We start from the raw sequence: 16770 nt of genomic DNA on the forward strand, positions 1-16770 counted from the left end.
GGGCGGGCCCGGCCGTCAGAGGAACCGCAGCACCAGCATGGCGGTGTCGTCGGTGTGGCCGCCCGGGGCGAACTCCTCCAGGTCGCGGTCGATACGGACGATGACGGCCTGGGCCGTCAGCCCCGAGCAGTTGGTGAAGATGTCGCGCAGGCCCTCGTCGCCGAGCATCTGCGTGCCGTTGCGGCGTTCGGTGACGCCGTCGGTCACCGCCAGCAGGACGTCGCCCGACCCGATCTCCAGGGTCTCGGTGAAGAATTCGACGTCCTCGAACGCCCCCAGCAGCGGCTGGGAGCTGCCGACGGAGCCGACCTCGCCCTTGCGGTCGAGCCGGAGCGGCAGCGGGTGGCCCGCCGATACCAGCCGCAGGCGCATCCCCTGGCCGGGCGCGCCCAGCGGGGTCATCTCGCCGTAGAGCATGGTCAGAAACCGCGTGCTGGTGTTCTCGTCCAGGATGGCCTTGTTCAGCCGGTCCATGATGTGGGCGGGTGAGAACCCTTCGCGGGCCAGCGCGCGCAGGGTGTGCCGCGCCAGGCCCGTGACCGCGGCGGCCTCGGGGCCGGTGCCGCACACGTCGCCGATGGCGAAGCACCACCGGCCGTCGGTGGCGAAGACGTCGTAGAAGTCGCCGCCCACCACGGTGCGCTCGTCGGCCGAGCGGTAGAACACCGCATGGTCGACGCCGGGGATGGCCGGCTCCTTCTCCTTGGCGGGCAGCAGACTGCGCTGCAGCGCCTCGCTCATCGAGGTCTGCCCCGCATACAGCCGCGCGTTCTCCAGCGCCGAGGACACCCTGCGGGCGAGGTCGTCGACGACGTCGACGTCGTCGCGGGTGAAGTCCTCGTCGGCGTCCTTGCCCAGGGTCAGCCGGCCCAGGGTCTGGCCGTGGGCCACCAGCGGCACGCTGATAGCGGGCCCTTCGGCCAGTTCCAGCAGCAGTTCGTCGACGAGCCCGGCTGCCGAGAGCGACTCGCGGCTCCACAGCGGGCGCGCCTCGCGCTGGATGTGCGGCGGCAGCTCGGTCAGCAGCGTGCGCAGCACGTCGTTGTAGTTCTCGTTGCGGTGGATGGCGTGCGTCAGCCGCGTGGTGCCCAGCTCGCTGGTGGACTCCACCGCGCACCAGCTGCCCAGCCGCGAGGCGACCAGTTGGCAGGCCAGAGCGGCGGTCATCTGCTCGTCGAGGGTTCCGGTCAGCAGGTCGCTGGCCTCGGCCAGGAAGCTCAGGCTGGCGCGGCGGGCCAGCTCGACCTCGGCCAGTCGCGCACGCTCGATCGGCAGCGCGATGCGGTCGGCGCCGTCCTGCAGGCGTTTGGCGGCGGTGTCGCCGAAGTGCCGGACGCGCCGCGAGGCCACGCCGATCAGCCCGGCGACACGGCCGTCGACGATCAGCGGCGCTGTCACCAGGGAACGCATGCCGGCCTGGGCGAGTTTGCCGCGGTGGGCGCGGGCGATCATCAGGTCGTCGTTGATGGTGGCGCCCGCCGCCGGCGTCACCGACGGGAAGGTCTCTTCGGTGCGGCTGCGGAACGGCCGCCAGGGCTCGTCGGTCAGGCCGGTGGCCGCGCGCAGGTCCCACTCGGTCTCGTCGGTGGTGGCCAGGGCGATATAGGCGGCGTCGCCGCCCAGCGCCGAGCGGGAGTACTCCACGGTGCGGTCGAGCAGCTCGGGCAGCGGCAGCCGCGCCGAGAGGGCGGCGTCCAGCGCCGCCCAAGGGTTGGGCCGGAAGGGCCGGCGCCGCGCGGGGCGTACCGGGTCCGGCGGCTCCAGCGACGTGCCTGCGGTTTCGCCGTCGGTATCCGGGTCCTTCGACGCCTCGCCGTCCTCGTCCCGGATGCGGAACCAGACGGCCTTGTCGTCCTTGCTGTAGCTGACGCCCCAGCTGCTGGCGACCGCCCCGGCCAGCGCCAGTCCCAGCCCGCCGCTGCGCCCGGGGTCGGCGGAGGCGGAGACGTCGACCGACAGCGGGCCCGCCTGGGGGACGGCACGCTCGGGAACCCGGTCCGCGACCACGACCTCGACCGCCGAGGGCAGGCGGCGCACGACCAGTTCCAGATTGCTCTCGGCGTGCACGACCGCGTTGGTGACCAGCTCGCTGACGAGCAGGACGACGTCGTCGGCGGCCTGGTCGGCGCTCCATTCGGCGAGGGTGTCGCGTACGAAGTCCCGCGCCTCGGCCGCGGTCCCGGGGGTGGGCGAGAACTCGCGCCGGGCGGCCTTCATCGTCTCGTGTGGCATCGTGAAGCCGTACGTTCTCTCCAGTTGCGGGAGGAAGGCGGGCACGGCCGCAGTGCGGCCGCCAGGACCCCGGCCCCCGATCCCTTCGATCGGTGACGACCCGCGGTGTCGGCGTGCGCTCGCCGGAGCGGGCACAGTGGGGACGGCGACGGGACCATCATTTCAGAAGGCTCGTCGCGTGGGCTGACAGGCCGCATAGCCTAGAGCTCGCGGCCCATCTCGGCTGACGTCTGGTATGGCCATCGTCCTTAACGGTACGGTGCGTCGATGACCGGGGGCGACGATCCTGCCACGTGAGATCGTTCCCCCGATCAGGCGGCCCCGGTCCCCCAACCGGCCCGAGATGCCCGTAGTGAGCAGTATGAGGAGGGGATCAATGCCAGAGGCCACACGGGCGCCGGACGACAAGCACGATGCGCAGCTCGACGAGCTGCTCCGCGCGCTCTACAGCATGCGAGACGGCGATTTCAGTGTACGGCTGGACTCTCGCGGCGAGGGCCGGTCCGGTGAGATCGCCTCCGTCTTCAACCAGGTCCTGGACCACTGCGAGCAGCTCAGCAGCGAGCTGCAGCGGGTCGGCGGCGTCGTCAGTACCGAAGGCAGACTCAACGAGCGCATCGCCGTCAGCCCCGCACGCGGCGCGTGGGGCAAGAGCGTCCGTTCGCTGAACCAGCTGCTCGACGAGGTCAGCGAACCGGTGACCTCCGTCGCCCAGATCCTGGATGCGGTCGCCGGCGGCGACCTGTCCCAGCGGGTCGACCTCACCAGCCGCCACGGCTCGCTCCACGGCGACCTGCTGCGCCTGGCCACGTCGGTCAACCGCATGGCCGACCAGATGAACGGCTTCACCAACGAGGTCACGCGCGTGGCCCGCGAGGTGGGCACCGAAGGCAAGCTGGGCGGCAGCGCCAAGGTCGACGGGGTCTCCGGCGCCTGGCGCGACGTCACCGAATCGGTCAACCAGATGGCGTCGCGCCTGACAGCGCAGGTGCGCAACATCTCCGAAGTCACCACCGCGGTGGCCGAGGGCGATCTGAGCCGCAAGGTCACCGTCGACGTCCAAGGCGAGATGCTGCAGCTGAAGGACACCGTGAACGGCATGGTGGACCAGCTCGACTCCTTCTCGGACGAGGTCACGCGCGTGGCCCGCGAGGTGGGTACCGAGGGCAAGCTGGGCGGCCGCGCCAACGTCAAGGGCGTCTCGGGCATCTGGAAGAACCTGACCGACAACGTCAACTCCATGGCCGACAACCTGACCAACCAGGTGCGCGACATCTCCCAGGTGACCACGGCCGTGGCGCGCGGCGATCTCAGCCGCAAGGTGACCGTGGACGTCCAGGGCGAGATGCTGCAGCTCAAGGACACGGTCAACACGATGGTGGACCAGCTCGACTCCTTCGCCGACGAGGTCACCCGGGTGGCCCGCGAGGTGGGTACCGAGGGCAAGCTGGGCGGCCGCGCCAACGTCAAAGGCGTGTCGGGTATATGGAAGGACCTGACCGACAACGTCAACTCCATGGCCAACAGCCTCACCTACCAGGTGCGCAACATCTCGCAGGTGACCACGGCCGTGGCCAAGGGCGACCTGTCCAAGAAGATCACGGTCGACGCCCAAGGCGAGATGCTCGACCTCAAGGACACGGTCAACACGATGGTCGACCAGTTGGAGTCCTTCGCCAACGAGGTCACCCGCATGGCCCGCGAAGTCGGCACCGAGGGGACGCTGGGCGGCCAGGCGCACGTGCGCGGGGTGTCGGGGGTCTGGAAGGACCTGACCGACAACGTCAACTCCATGGCCAACAACCTGACCCACCAGGTGCGCCAGATCTCCATCGTCACGCAGGCGGTCGCGCGCGGCGACCTGACCAAGAAGGTCACCGTCAACGCCAAGGGCGAGATCCTGGAGCTGAAGGACACCATCAACGTCATGGTCGACCAGCTGGACTCCTTCTCCGACGAGGTCACCCGCATGGCCCGCGAGGTGGGTACCGAGGGCAAGCTGGGCGGCCGCGCCGACGTCAAGGGCGTCTCGGGCATCTGGAAGGACCTCACCGAGAACGTCAACTCGATGTCGCAGAACCTCACCACCCAGGTACGCAACATCTCCCAGGTCACCTCCGCGGTGGCCAAGGGCGACCTGTCCAAGAAGATCACCGTCGACGCCCAGGGGGAGATCCTGGAGCTGAAGGACACCGTGAACATCATGGTGGACCAGCTGTCGGCGTTCGCCACCGAGGTCACCCGCGTCGCCCACGAGGTCGGCAGTGAGGGCGAGCTGGGCGGTCAGGCCAAGGTCGACGGTGTCTCGGGCACCTGGAAGCAGCTCACCGACAGCGTCAACGAGCTGGCCGGGAACCTCACCACCCAGGTGCGCGCGATCGGCGAGGTGGCCAGCGCGGTCACCCGCGGCGACCTCACGCAGAACATCCAGGTCGACGCCCGCGGCGAGATGCAGAAGCTCAAGGACAACATCAACCTGATGGTGAGCAATCTGCGCGAGACCACCGCGTCCCAGCGCGACGAGGACTGGCTGAAGTCCAACCTGGCGCGCATCTCCGGCCACATCCAGGGCCACCGCGACCTCAACGAGCTGGCCCGGCTCATCATGACCGAGGTCACTCCGCTGGTCGAGGCCCAGCACGGCGCCTGCTACCTGCCCGAGGAGAAGGACGACGAGGAAGTCTTCCTGCTCTTCGGCAGCTTCGGCTACCGCCCCGACGACGACCGCCGCCGGGTGCGCTCCGGCACGGGCCTGGTCGGCGAGGTCATCGCGCAGAAGAGCGAGATGCTCATCAACGACGTGCCGTCCGACTACGTCAAGGTCGGTTCGGGCCTGGGCGAGGCGGCGCCGCTGACCATCGCGATCTTCCCGATCATCTCCGAGGACCGGGTCCTGGGCGTGGTCGAGCTCGGCTCCTACGGGCGTTTCCGCGAGGTGCACCTGGACTTCCTGCGCCAGCTGATGGCCCAGCTGGGCACCACGGTCAACACCATCCTGGCCAACTCCAAAACCGAGTACCTGCTGCTGCAGTCGCGCCAGCTGACCAACGCGCTGCAGGAGCGCTCCAACGAGCTGCAGCGCCAGCAGGAGGAACTGCGCCGCAAGAACGCGGAGCTGCACAGCAAGGCGGGCCAGCTGGCCAGCCAGAACCGGGCGATCGAGCTGCAGAACCGCCAGATCGAACGGGCGCGGCGCTCGCTGGAGGACCGCGCCCACCAGCTGCAGGTCTCCTCCAAGTACAAGTCCGAGTTCCTGGCGAACATGTCCCATGAGCTGCGGACTCCGCTGAACAGCCTGCTCATCCTGGCGCGGCTGCTGGCCGACAACAGCGAGCAGAACCTCACCTCCAAGCAGGTGGAGTTCGCCCAGACGATCCACAAGGCGGGCCACGACCTGCTCCAACTCATCGACGAGATCCTGGATCTGGCCAAGGTCGAGGCCGGCCGGGCCGAGGTGCAGCCCACCGACGTGTCGATCAGCCAGCTGGTCGACTACGTCGAGGCGTCCTTCAGGCCGATGGCCGCCGAGCGCGGGCTGGCCTTCGGCGTGGACGTCTCCCCGGACATCCCGAGCTACCTGTGGACTGACGAGCAGCGGCTGCAGCAGATCCTGCGCAACCTGCTGTCCAACGCGGTGAAGTTCACCAGCACCGGCGAGGTCCGGCTGCTCATCGAGCCGGCTTGGGCGCTGGAGGACGCCGACCTCGACATGTTCGGTGAGAACGACGAGATCGTCGCGCTCTCGGTCGCCGACACCGGCATCGGCATCCCCGACGACAAGCTGCAGGTGGTCTTCGAAGCGTTCCACCAGGGCGACGGCGGCACCAGCCGGCGCTTCGGCGGTACCGGCCTGGGACTGTCCATCAGCCAGAACTACGCGCGGCTGCTGGGCGGCGAGATCCGGGTGCAGAGCGTGCACGGCGAGGGCAGCACCTTCACGCTGCTGCTGCCGGTGCGCGTGCCCGAGGGCACCGCCGAGCGGATCGAGGCGTCGCTGGACTCCCCGCCCGAGCCGGTGACCGGGGCGCGCGCCGACATCGAACCGCTCACCGAGGTCGACGTGCAGGTTCCCGACAGCCCGGCGGACCTGAGCCCGCTGGAGACCATCGAACCCGCGGAGGTCGAGGAGGAGTCCGAGGCCGACGGGGCCGAGGAGCAGCCGGCTCCGGTCCCCGCACTGGCCGAGCCCGCCGAAGCCGCGATGGAAGGCGAGGCCGGTGCGTCCTCCGAGACCGGCGCCACACCCGATCCCGACCGGGACGCGGCGCTGGCCGGGCGCGAGGTACTCATCGTCGACGACGACATCCGCAACGTGTTCGCCCTGACCAGCGCATTGGAGGCGCACGGGCTGCGCGTGCACTTCTCCGACAACGGGCATTCGGGTATCGAGAAACTGGAGGCCAACGAGAACGTCGAGCTGGTCCTGATGGACATCATGATGCCGGAACTCGACGGCAACGCCACCACCCGTGCGATCCGGGAGATGCCGCAGTTCGCGGATCTGCCGATCATCTCGCTGACCGCGAAAGCGATGCAGGGCGACCGCGAACGCAGCCTGGAGGCGGGCGCATCGGACTATGTGACCAAGCCCGTCAATCTCGACCACCTGCTCAACGTGATCCGCAGGTGGCTGGACGGCGACGGTGACGAAGCGGGCGGATCGGGCCGGCAGAGCCCGGACGGCACCGGTGGGGCCGACAGCCCGGACAGCACGGACTAGGAGCAGGAGCAGCAGACGTGCCGCAGAAGGCCAACATCCTCCTCGTTGACGACCGCGACGAGAACCTCACGGCCCTGGAGGCCATCCTCACCTCCCTGGACCAGAACCTGGTGCGCGCGAATTCGGGGGAGGCGGCCTTGAAAGCGCTGCTCGAAGACGAGTTCGCGGTCATCCTGCTCGACGTCGTGATGCCGGGGATGGACGGTTTCGAGACCGCGTCCCACATCAAGCAGCGCGAGAAGACCAAGGATGTGCCCATCATCTTCCTCACCGGTGCCGGAATCGACCGGCACCGGGTCTTCCGCGGGTACGCGTCGCGGGCGATCGACTACCTGACCAAGCCGTTCGATCCGTGGGTGCTGCGTTCCAAGGTCGAGGTGTTCGTGGAGCTGCACCAGATGAAGCAGCGGCTGCGCACGCAGTCGCAGTTGTTGCAGCGGGACCTCTCCGCCGAGACCGGGGAGTCGTCGGCGCCGGTCTCCGACCAGCTCTCCCGGCGGGTCGCCGACATCAACACCAACCTGGAGTCGCTGCGGGAGAAGGTCGTCACCGAAGAGCACGACAGCGATCCGAGCACGATCGAGGCGGTCCGCGATCTCGACCGGGCTGTGGCGCAGTTGACGACCCTCGTCGACGCGATCCGCGGGCCGGAGTAGGGGCAGGCGGCGGGGGCGGCCGGAATCGGCCACCCTTGCCGGCGGGGGCGGTTTCCACCGAGGGCACGCCGGACGGGTGCGGCGGCCGGGGGCTCGGGATTCCCTACAGGGCGGCCGGAGCGATCGGGGCGTGAATCGCTGGAACCGGTGCCGCCCCGGCGGCGTCTCAGTCGGCGAAGATCGGGCGGTCCCGCCCTCGACGGGGGCGCGGGAAGCTCGGAGACCTGCGGTCTCGTGTAGGCAATAGAGGGCGAATCGTCCCGGTTCGAGGGTGTTGAGCCCTCAGTCCCCTCCGCGCATACCGCACCCGCCGGTCCCCATACCCCCGTTGTAACCTGACCCGGTCTTCCCGCCGTATGCCGCACGATTCGCCGCCGCGGTCAGGGCCGCTCGGATTCTGCCGGTTCGAGCCGCTACACGTGGTGCGGCGCGGAACCAAGCTGCCTTCCCTCGGACCCATTGGAGCGACAACCGTGTCCCCTACGATGTCCCGCACCGCCTCCGGGCTCGCCGCCGTCTGCTTGGGCCTGGGTGCCTCGCTCGCCGCGACGCCAGTGTGGGCGGACAGCCCTCAGGGCACCACGGGAACGTTCAGTTACACCTGTGCCGACCAGGTCGACGACCTCTCGGAGACCTCGGATATGGACTTCCGCGTCACGGCTCCCGCCGAGAGCGAGGTCGGCGAGGAGATCGAGTTCCAGATCCAGCCGGGCGGGCACACGTACTACTACTACGTCGACGGCGGCGACATCATCTCGGGCACCCTCGCGGCCGACGTCGAACTCGGAGGGGACGCCGCTCCGTCGCCGACCGCCACCGCCTCCATCGAGGCCCAAGGCGCCTTCAGCCCGGACGACAACGACACCTTCGACGAGTCGACCCTGAGCGGCACGTTCACCCCTACGGCCCCGGGCGAGGTCACGCTGGCGCCCGGCGAGGTCACCGTCGAAGTAACCCAGACGCCCGGGGACTCGACCACCGTCTGCTCGCCGGACAGCGCCACCGAGGCGCTGGCCACCGTCACCGTCACCGGCGAGGCCGCCGACGCCGGATCCGGCGACGACGGCGGCTCCTCCGACCAGGGGCAGCCGGCGGCCTCCGACGACGGAGTGCCGCAGGCCGTACTCATCGGCGGCGCCGTGGTCGGCGGCCTGCTGGTGATCGTCGGCCTCGCGGGCTTCGGACTGATGTTCTTCTTCATGCGCCGCTCCTGACGCCCCCCGGCTCCGGCCCTGGGCGCGCCGTCGATCTTGTAGCTACCGTGATAGAAACCGGTTTCCCGTGACCGTAGCTACAAGATCGGCGCTGGTCAGGGTGCCGGTTCTCAGGCGGTGGGCACCGTGAGCGAGGCGGGGTGGGACTCCGGCGAGCCGAAGGTGACGCGTTCGCCGATGTCGGATTCGTCGGTGTAGCGGGCGTCACGGGTGTCGACCACCAGGGCCAGGCGGTGCCCGGACGGGACGTCCCACACCACCGGCTCCAGGGCGACGTCCAGGTCGGCCGGCTGCCCCGGCTCGGCGCCGCGCAGCGTGTAGGGCTGGTGCGTGACCAGTGAACCGGTGCCGTGCCGGTCCACGTCGTAGAGGTAGACGTACAGGGACTGCTCGCTGTCGGTGGGGGTGACGGTGATGTCCGCCCGCGGCGTTCCGCTGATCCGCACGCCGTCGGCGTAGGCCCCGCCGGTCCACACACCGGCGCGGCGCCGGTCCACCAGCGGCAGCGACACTCCGGTCGGGACGCCGGCGAACTGCTGAAGGGCGCCGCTGAGCAGCAGCGTCCCGCTTTCGGCGGCAGTCCCGATACCGGCGCGCACGCCGTATTCCCAGCCGGTCTGCGGCTCGTCCGCCAGCCCGCCGGTGCGCTGCCAGTCGCTCCAGGACCGTTCGGGCTCGCCCATGTGCAGCGTGGTCTCCTTCGCGGACACCGACTCCCAGTCGGGATAGGAGGACCACGCACCCCCGTTGTTGGGCTTGACCCGCACGGGGTCCTCGGCGGCGACGCCGTTGTCGGCGCCGCGCAGGTGGTGGTCGAACCAGCGGGTCAGCGACTCCCAGGTCTCGTCGGGCAGGCCGAACGCACCGAAGGCCTCGGCGGTGGCGTGGTCGCCGGCCGACAGCATCAGGCGCTTGGGGCCGGTGTAGTCGCTGTAGAAGTCGGTGAACTGGCTCGCCGGGAAGATGCCGTCGTTCCAGGCGTGGCCGAGCATGACGGCCGGCCCGTTGGCGTCGAGGGCGTCCATCTTGGTGGATACCGACCGCTCGGGTGCCAGCTCCAGCGCCGGCTGGACATTGCCGTCGCGGTACTCGGACTCCATCTCCTCCAGCGCGTCGCCGGGCCGCCCGGTGAGGCGGGCGGAGGTCAGCAGCAGCTCCACCGCCTGGTAGTTGACGGTCTCGTCGGGGTAGATGGAAGCGGCCAGATCGCTCCATCCGCTCATCGCGCCGACGGCTTCGACCCGGTCGTCCTCGGCGGCGGTGAGCAGGCTGATCCCGGCGCCGTAGGAGATGCCGGCCATGCCGACGCGTTCGGGGTCGGCGTCGGTCTCGCGCAGGCCCCAGTCGATGACCGCGCGGGCGTCGGCGACGTCCTCGGGGCCGGCGACCTCGACTTCGCCGCCGGAGTCCCAGAATCCGCGTGAGGTGTAGCTGATGACCTGGTAGCCCGACTCGTAGGCCAGGCGCTTGGCGGCGCCGACGTAGAGCAGGTTGCTGGTGGACCAGGCGGCCGGCATCACCAGCAGCGGCCGGGGGCCCTCGTAGCCGGTGGGGGTGATGACCATGGCTTTGAGGTCGGTTCCGCCGTGGCCGGGGACGGTTTCGTAGGAGACTCGGGCGCCGGTGCCGTCGGCCGTCGCGGCCGATGCGGGGAGTGCGAGGGGGAACACGAGGAGTATCGCGGCGAGGGCGCTCGCCGACAGTGCGCGCGGTGTGTGCATGCTGACCTCGGGGGGTCGTCCGGCGGGGGCCGGAGGGGGACGGAGGGTCGGGGGCGGTCTGGGTACGCGGCGGCGGTCGCGCCTACCGTCCGGACGCGCATTTACTCGACAGTAAGTTACTCATTGGTTAAATTAAACCGTCGCCCCGCCGGTGTAAAGAGGGCCGCCGTGCCCGCGCCTTCCCGGCCGGAGGACCGGCCGGGAAGGACCGACGCTCAGCGGCGCCGCGCGGCGGCCTTCAGCTCCGGCGGACTCCATCCCGCATCGGCCGGGTTCAGGTTGGTGCCCGGCGGGACGATCTCGTCGATGCGGTCGAGCGTCTCGGCCGGCAGCCGGACCTCCGACGCGCTCAGCTGCGACTCCAGCTGGTCCATGGTCCGCGGTCCGATGATCGCCGAGCTGACGGCGGGGTGCTCCAGCACGAAGGCCAGGGCGAGCTCGATCAGCGTGAGCCCGTTGTCCTCGGCCACCCCCACCAGCTGCTCGACCGCCTCCAGCTTGGCCGCGTTCTGCGGCTTGTCGGGGTCGTAGCGGTCGGGCATCCGGCTCATCCGGGGACTGTCCACCTGGGCGCCCCTGCGGTACTTGCCGGAGAGCCACCCGCCCGCCAGCGGGCTCCACGGCAGCACACCCATGGAGTACTCGCGTGCCACAGGCAGCACGTCGGCCTCGATGCCGCGCGTGAGGATCGAGTAGGGCGGCTGCTCGGTGACGAACCGTTCGCGGCCCCGCCGCTCGGCGACCCAGTGCGACTCCACGAGCCGGTGCGCCGGGAAGGTCGAGCACCCGGCGTAGCGGATCTTGCCCGCGCGCACGAGGTCGGTGAGCGCGCCCAGCGTCTCGTCCACGTCGCAGTCGGGGTCGGGTCGGTGGATCTGGTAAAGGTCGATGTGATCGGTGCCCAGTCGGCGCAGGCTCTCGTCGACCTCGCGCACGAGCCAGCGCCGGGAATTGCCCCGCGCATTGGGGTCGGTGCCCATGGGCCCGTGGGCCTTGGTGGCGACGACGACGTCGTCGCGGCGCCCGCTGAGGGCCTTGCCGACGATCTCTTCGGACTCGCCCGCCGAGTACACGTCGGCGGTGTCGATGACGTTGATCCCGGCGTCCAGTGCCCGGTGGATGATGCGCACGGAGTCGTCGTGGTCGCTGTTGCCCCAGGAGCCGAAGTTCATGGCGCCGAGGGTGAGCGGACTGACTCTGACGCCGGTGCGGCCCAGCGGTACGTACTCCATTGCCGGCGGCCTTTCGTGACGTACGAAATGCGGACGGCGGACGCGGAGCCCGCCTGCGGTCAACCTATGGCACGCCCCGCACCGCCGCGGCGACCGGTTCCGACCGGCCGGTCGGTTACGCCGGCCGCGCCGTGGGCAGCGGGCCGTTCGACAACTTCGAGGAGGGGTGACAGTGACCACACCGGCGAAAGCACGATCCGTACACCTGGTTTCGCGCCCGCAGGGCGAGCCGGTCCCGGAGCACTTCAGCATCGTCGACGAGGCCGTGGCCGAGCCCGCCGAGGCCGAGGTGCTGGTACGCAACCGCTACATGTCCGTGGACCCCTACATGCGCGGCCGCATGAACGACACGGAGTCCTACGTCCCGCCGTTCGCGCTGAACCGCCCGATGGAAGGGGCCGCGCTGGGCGAGGTGGTGGCGTCGCGCGCCGACGGAGTCGCCGAAGGCACCCTGGTGCTGCACAACCGGGGATGGCGCGAATACGCCACGATCCCCGCGGCCGAAGCGCGGCCGGTCGATCCCGACCGGGTGCCGTCGGTGACCTCCTACTTGGGCATCGCGGGGATGACCGGGCTCACCGCATGGGTCGGGCTCTTCGACATCGCCCGGACCGCCCCCGGCGAGACCGTGTTCGTCTCCGGTGCGGCGGGCGCCGTGGGCAGCGCCGCCGGCCAGATGGCCAAGCTGCGGGGCGCCGGCCGGGTCGTCGGCAGCGCCGGCAGTACGGCCAAGACCGACTACGTGCGCGACGGCCTCGGTTTCGACGCGGCCTTCGACTACCACGACGGGCCGGTCGCCGAGCTGCTGGCCGAGGCCGCCCCCGAAGGCGTCGACGTCTACTTCGACAACGTCGGCGGCGAACACCTCGAAGCGGCCCTGCACAACATGCGCAACCACGGGCGCATGGCCCTGTGCGGAATGATCTCCCAGTACAACGCCGTCGGACCGGCGCCCGGACCGCGCGACATGTTCCAGGCCATCGCGCGCCGCGTGATGATGCAGGGCTTCATCATCGGCGACCACATGCACCGCATGTCCGCGTTCCTCGACGACGTCGGGCCCTGGCTGGCCGACGGGTCCATCCGGGCCGACGAGACCTTCGCCGACGGCATCGACAACGCGCCCGAGGCGTTCCTGGGCATGATGCGCGGGCAGAACACGGGCAAGATGATCGTCCGCCTGTGACCGGGTGCGCCCCGCGGCGCCGCCGGCCGGCGGCGGAGTCCGCCGCCGCGTGTGTCCGGGTTCACCCGGCCGCACGCGGCGGCAGCGCGAGCCCGATGTGCTCGCCGATCTCCTCGATCAAGCCCAGGTCGGCGAGTCGGAAGCTGCCCCGGTTGCTGCGGCGGATCAGTGTCAGGGCGCCGCGGACCCCGCGGCTGCCCTTGAGCGGGACGCACATCAGCGATCCGGCGCCCAGCGCGCTGAGCACCGGGGCGCCGTCGGCCCGGCCCAGCGCCGATTCGTCCTCGATGAGCTGGCTGAGCACCGAATTGCCGTTGGCGAGCACCTCGCGGGGGATCTCCGAATCCAGCGGATCGAGTGCACCCACCAGCTCCCGCGGCCCGTTCTCGCCGGACGGGCCGGACACGACCGCCCGGCGGGCCTGCTCGGCGCTGCCGGGGAGGTCGCATACGTCGACGATCACCCAGTCGGCGTAAGAGTCGGCCAGGAGCGCCGCGGCGTCGTCCAGCGCCAGCGGGCGGCCCGCCCCGCCGGGGCCCGCGCTCGCCAGCAGCAGCCGCGTCATCCGCGTCAGCACGTCCAGCCGGCGCGCGGCCAGCACCACCACCTGGTCCTCGACCTCGGGCTCCAGCGGAGCCGGGCCTTCGTCCTCCCCGCCTGCCAGCGGCGGCGAGAGCACCGCCAGAACCGGCGGTGCGGCTTCGGTGGGCACGTCCAGCCGGGTGAGCGTCATGTGCACGTCCTCGGCCCACCCGCGCTGGGCCAGCCGCGAGTCGAACGACGCCGACTCCCCGCTGCGCAGCACCGCGGCCAGGCGCGAGCGCATCGCCGCCCGCCTGCGCAGGTCCACGAACGTCGCGAACGGCTTGCCGGAGAGGTAGCCGGGGGAGCTGCCCAGCCGGTCGGCACCGATCGCGTTGATGCGCCGGATGTAGCCCTCGTGGTCGAGCAGCACCGCCGGAACGCTCAACTGGCCGAACACGGCCCGCAGTACCGCGCGCTCGTCGTCGCCGTTGGACCGGCGCGGCGCCGCGGCGGACTCCGCCGCCGCCAGCCGCTGCCCGCAGTCCTGCAGCAGCTCCTGGGCGAACCCGAGCTCGGTCAGGGCCGCCTCGGCGGTCTCGGCGGAGTCGTCGGGGTACATGCTGTGCGTGCTCCGCAGCGCCGCCACGCGATCACCCAGTTCGGCGACCTCACGCTGCAGGTCGGCGAGGTTGTCCGGCACGCTTGCACTCCTGACGTGGACGGGTGCGGGGCCGGGCGGGCCCGGCCCCGCCATGACGCTAGCGCATGCGACCGAGCCGGTGGGATCGCGATTAACGTAGAGCCACGGTCCGCCCGCGGGGCCCGGGACACCGGTCCGGACGCCGCAGGGGCACCCGGACCGGAAAGGGGGACGTGCCCATGTGGGTCGACCGCCTCGCGCGCGAGATCGGCGCGCTGGGGCAGGCGGAGACCGCCACACCGGAGCGCGCGCTGGACCGGATGAGCGCGGCCGCCGCCCGCGAGGTTCCGGGGTGTTCCGCGGCGCTCGTGGTCATCTGGCACGACGTCGCGCCCGGCGACGACCGCTCCGAGGAGTCGGAGCGGGTCGCGGGCCGCCATGTCGTCGTGGACTACGGCGCCTCCCATTCCGACCTGGCCACCGCCTTCGAGCACCAGTACACCACCGACGAAGGCCCCACGGTCGGTGCGGTGCGCGAGATGCGCCCGGTGGCCGTGGGCGACGTGCTGCGCGAAGAGCGCTGGCCCAACTACACCAGCATGGCGGTCCAGTGCGGCGACCGCGCATCGGTGACCTTCCCCTGCGAGCTGGAGGGCGAGGTGGTGACGTTCGGCGTGCACGCCGGCCGCGCCGACGCCTTCGACGGGTCGGTGGTGACCCCGCTGATGGCGCTGCTGGCCGAGCACGCGGCCGTGGCGCTGCACACCGCGGACCGCTACACCGACGTCGCGCGCGAAGCCGCCCACATGCGCCGCGCGATGTCGGTGCGGGCCGTCATCGACCAGGCCAAAGGCATCATCATGCACGCGCGCGGTTGCGACGCCGACGAGGCATTCGCCGAGCTGCGGCAGGTGGCCCAGCGCAATCGGCGCAAGGTCGCCGACGTGGCGCGCCGCCTGGTCACCGAGCACGCCGAGAGCAGCGGTCGCTGATCCCCGTCGCGGGTGGCGTATCGGTGTTATGACGCTGTGCAGCGCACACTGTGGCACCCACCGGCATGCGGCTAGGGTTGGCGGCACCCGCACCGCCGCGGACCGACCGCGCCGATTCGGGGGATCCGTCGCCCGTCTCCGCGCGGGGGCGGCGGGGGATGCGAGAGTCCACGGCGCGCAGCGCCTCCAGCGGGAATCGAGGAAGGTGACTGTGGCGACGGAGATCCCGGTCCGGTCGGAAGGCGACGTCGTGGTGGTCGCCCCGGAGGGCGAGCTGGACGCCGTCACGTCGCCGGGCCTCGCCGACGTGCTCGACCGCCTGCTCGCGGCCGACCCCCCGTGGCGGGGTGTGGTGATCGACCTGTCCCGCGTGGGCTTCTGCGACTCCCGCTGCATCGGAGTGCTCGTCTCGGCCTACCGCCAGGCCCGCGACGAGGGCGTCGGCTTGGCGGTCGCCGCGCCTCAGCGCAGCGTCCTGCGCCTGTTCGTGATCGCCGGCATCGACCAGGTTCTGCGCATCGAAGAGGACACCGGCCACGCCGTGGAGACGGTCCTGGCCTGACGGCCCGGCCCGGGGGCGGGCGCCGGGTGCCCCCGGATTCCGCGGCGGCCCGCAGGCCGGGTCACGTTCGGAAGTGCAGCCGGATCCGGGTGCCGCGCCCTGCCGAACCGATCTCCATGTAGTCGCAGAGCTGCCGGGTGATCCAGAGGCCGTATCCGCGCGGGCTCAGCGGGTCGGCCGGGTCGTAGCCGCGCAGGGGGTCGCCCAGCCCGGGGCCGCGGTCGGTGACGTCGCACCGTGTCCAGCCGGGACTGCGCCACAGCGTCACCGTTCCGGACCCGCCGCCGTGTTCGACGGCGTTGGCGGCCAGCTCGTTGACCGCCAGGACCAGATCGCTCAGCCGATCCGGCGCGACCTCGGCCTTCTCGGCCAGCTCCGTGACCGCGGTGCGCAGCGACGCGAGGTCGCCGCCGAACTCCAGGCTGCGCTGCTCGCCGCCCGGCGGGGGCAGCAGCCGCGTGCGGTCGGGTGCGCTGAACTCCGCCGGGCCGACGTAGTCGGGACTGTCGTGTTCGGCGCCGCCGGCTACGAGAACGGGGTGGGTGCGTCGTATGTCGAGCCGCACCTGTTCGGGCAGCGCGCGGGCGTCGTGCAGGCACAGCATGCGCAGCCGGGTCGCGGCCAGCGCACGCGCGAGTGCCGAGTCCAGGCGGTGCCACTCGCGCAGCCGCACCGGATCCTGCGTCGGCAGCGGGGGCTCGCCCACCACCAGAACCGGGCGGGGATGCTCGGCGCGCGCCCGCGCGTGCAGGGCCGCCAGGGTGCGGCCCGGCGCGTCGTAGAGCTCCGCCGGGTCCAGCGGCTCCACACCGGAGGCGTCGGCCGCCGACAGGCCCGACAGCAGTGTCGCGCGGGTCTGCGGCGCCACGCTCAGAACGACGCGGTCGCCGTCCCGGCGCGCCGCGCGCATCCGGGGCAGGACCCGTTCGCGCAGGTCCTCGGCTGAAGAGAAGAACACGCCGCGGTGCTGGAACCCCCCGGTCCCCTCAGCGCCCGTTCCGGCGGTCTGTGCGCGCGACGTCATCGACTCGACCCGGCAGCCCTTCTAGCCGCAGCCGCTCGTGCTCCCGTTCGACCGGCCGCCGGCGCG

General features: G+C 71.2%; 11 protein-coding genes. 6 read left to right on the top strand and 5 right to left on the bottom strand.

The window, feature by feature from the left end; genetic code table 11:
• Window positions 1-15: 15 nt before the first annotated feature.
• Window positions 16-2217 carry a GAF domain-containing SpoIIE family protein phosphatase gene (locus HNR25_RS14730; protein ID WP_184639327.1) on the bottom strand — a complete coding sequence of 734 codons (2202 nt, stop codon included), beginning with the start codon at window positions 2215-2217 and terminating at the stop codon, window positions 16-18.
• Between the two features lie 391 nt (window positions 2218-2608).
• Between HNR25_RS14730 and HNR25_RS14735 the strand changes: the two genes are divergently transcribed.
• The 3 genes from HNR25_RS14735 (at window position 2609) to HNR25_RS14745 (ending at window position 8822) form a co-directional block, all read left to right on the top strand.
• Complete coding sequence (locus tag HNR25_RS14735) at window positions 2609-6952, top strand: HAMP domain-containing protein (protein ID WP_184635952.1); 4344 nt, start codon at window positions 2609-2611, stop codon at window positions 6950-6952.
• A gap of 17 nt (window positions 6953-6969) precedes the next feature.
• Window positions 6970-7608, top strand: a complete 639-nt coding sequence (locus HNR25_RS14740) for a response regulator (RefSeq protein WP_017542325.1) — start codon at window positions 6970-6972, stop codon at window positions 7606-7608.
• Between the two features lie 473 nt (window positions 7609-8081).
• Window positions 8082-8822, top strand: a complete 741-nt coding sequence (locus tag HNR25_RS14745) for a hypothetical protein (RefSeq protein WP_184635954.1) — start codon at window positions 8082-8084, stop codon at window positions 8820-8822.
• 110 nt (window positions 8823-8932) lie between these two features.
• On the opposite strand, the gene HNR25_RS14750 is transcribed toward HNR25_RS14745, so the two are convergent.
• A complete protein-coding gene (locus HNR25_RS14750; protein ID WP_184635956.1) occupies window positions 8933-10543 on the bottom strand; it encodes a CocE/NonD family hydrolase in 1611 nt (536 codons plus the stop codon).
• 215 nt (window positions 10544-10758) lie between these two features.
• Window positions 10759-11775 carry an aldo/keto reductase gene (locus HNR25_RS14755; RefSeq protein ID WP_184635958.1) on the bottom strand — a complete coding sequence of 339 codons (1017 nt, stop codon included), beginning with the start codon at window positions 11773-11775 and terminating at the stop codon, window positions 10759-10761.
• Between the two features lie 172 nt (window positions 11776-11947).
• Between HNR25_RS14755 and HNR25_RS14760 the strand changes: the two genes are divergently transcribed.
• The gene (locus HNR25_RS14760) at window positions 11948-12961 is read left to right on the top strand and encodes an NADP-dependent oxidoreductase (protein ID WP_312862549.1); all 1014 of its coding nucleotides are present in this window, start codon (window positions 11948-11950) and stop codon (window positions 12959-12961) included.
• Window positions 12962-13022: 61 nt separating this feature from the next.
• Here the strand turns inward: HNR25_RS14760 and HNR25_RS14765 are convergent, their stop codons facing one another.
• Entirely contained in the window at window positions 13023-14186 is a 1164-nt protein-coding gene (locus tag HNR25_RS14765) for a PAS domain-containing protein (protein ID WP_184635962.1), read from the bottom strand.
• Window positions 14187-14365: 179 nt separating this feature from the next.
• On the opposite strand from HNR25_RS14765, the gene HNR25_RS14770 reads away from it, so the two are divergent.
• Together HNR25_RS14770 and HNR25_RS14775 are read left to right on the top strand one after the other, a co-directional pair.
• Window positions 14366-15118: a GAF and ANTAR domain-containing protein gene (locus HNR25_RS14770; RefSeq protein ID WP_184635964.1), complete on the top strand. Its 753-nt coding sequence runs from the start codon at window positions 14366-14368 to the stop codon at window positions 15116-15118.
• A 211-nt stretch (window positions 15119-15329) separates the two neighbouring features.
• On the top strand, window positions 15330-15680 hold the full coding sequence (locus tag HNR25_RS14775) for an STAS domain-containing protein (protein ID WP_017542317.1): 351 nt from the start codon (window positions 15330-15332) through the stop codon (window positions 15678-15680).
• A 61-nt stretch (window positions 15681-15741) separates the two neighbouring features.
• Here HNR25_RS14775 and HNR25_RS14780 read toward each other — a convergent pair whose 3' ends face one another.
• Window positions 15742-16704, bottom strand: coding sequence for an anti-sigma factor RsbA family regulatory protein (locus HNR25_RS14780; protein WP_184635966.1), 963 nt, complete (start codon window positions 16702-16704; stop codon window positions 15742-15744).
• Window positions 16705-16770: the final 66 nt, after the last annotated feature.

It is taken from the genome of Streptomonospora salina, assembly GCF_014204715.1.
Taxonomy (GTDB): domain Bacteria; phylum Actinomycetota; class Actinomycetes; order Streptosporangiales; family Streptosporangiaceae; genus Streptomonospora; species Streptomonospora salina.

Coding starts and splice junctions, on each gene's coding strand:
- HNR25_RS14730 (WP_184639327.1), bottom strand. CDS start 2,217: ATGAAGGCCGCCCGGCGCGAGTTCTCGCCCACCCCCGGGACCGCGGCC.
- HNR25_RS14735 (WP_184635952.1), top strand. CDS start 2,609: ATGCCAGAGGCCACACGGGCGCCGGACGACAAGCACGATGCGCAGCTC.
- HNR25_RS14750 (WP_184635956.1), bottom strand. CDS start 10,543: ATGCACACACCGCGCGCACTGTCGGCGAGCGCCCTCGCCGCGATACTC.
- HNR25_RS14755 (WP_184635958.1), bottom strand. CDS start 11,775: ATGGAGTACGTACCGCTGGGCCGCACCGGCGTCAGAGTCAGTCCGCTC.
- HNR25_RS14770 (WP_184635964.1), top strand. CDS start 14,366: ATGTGGGTCGACCGCCTCGCGCGCGAGATCGGCGCGCTGGGGCAGGCG.
- HNR25_RS14780 (WP_184635966.1), bottom strand. CDS start 16,704: ATGACGTCGCGCGCACAGACCGCCGGAACGGGCGCTGAGGGGACCGGG.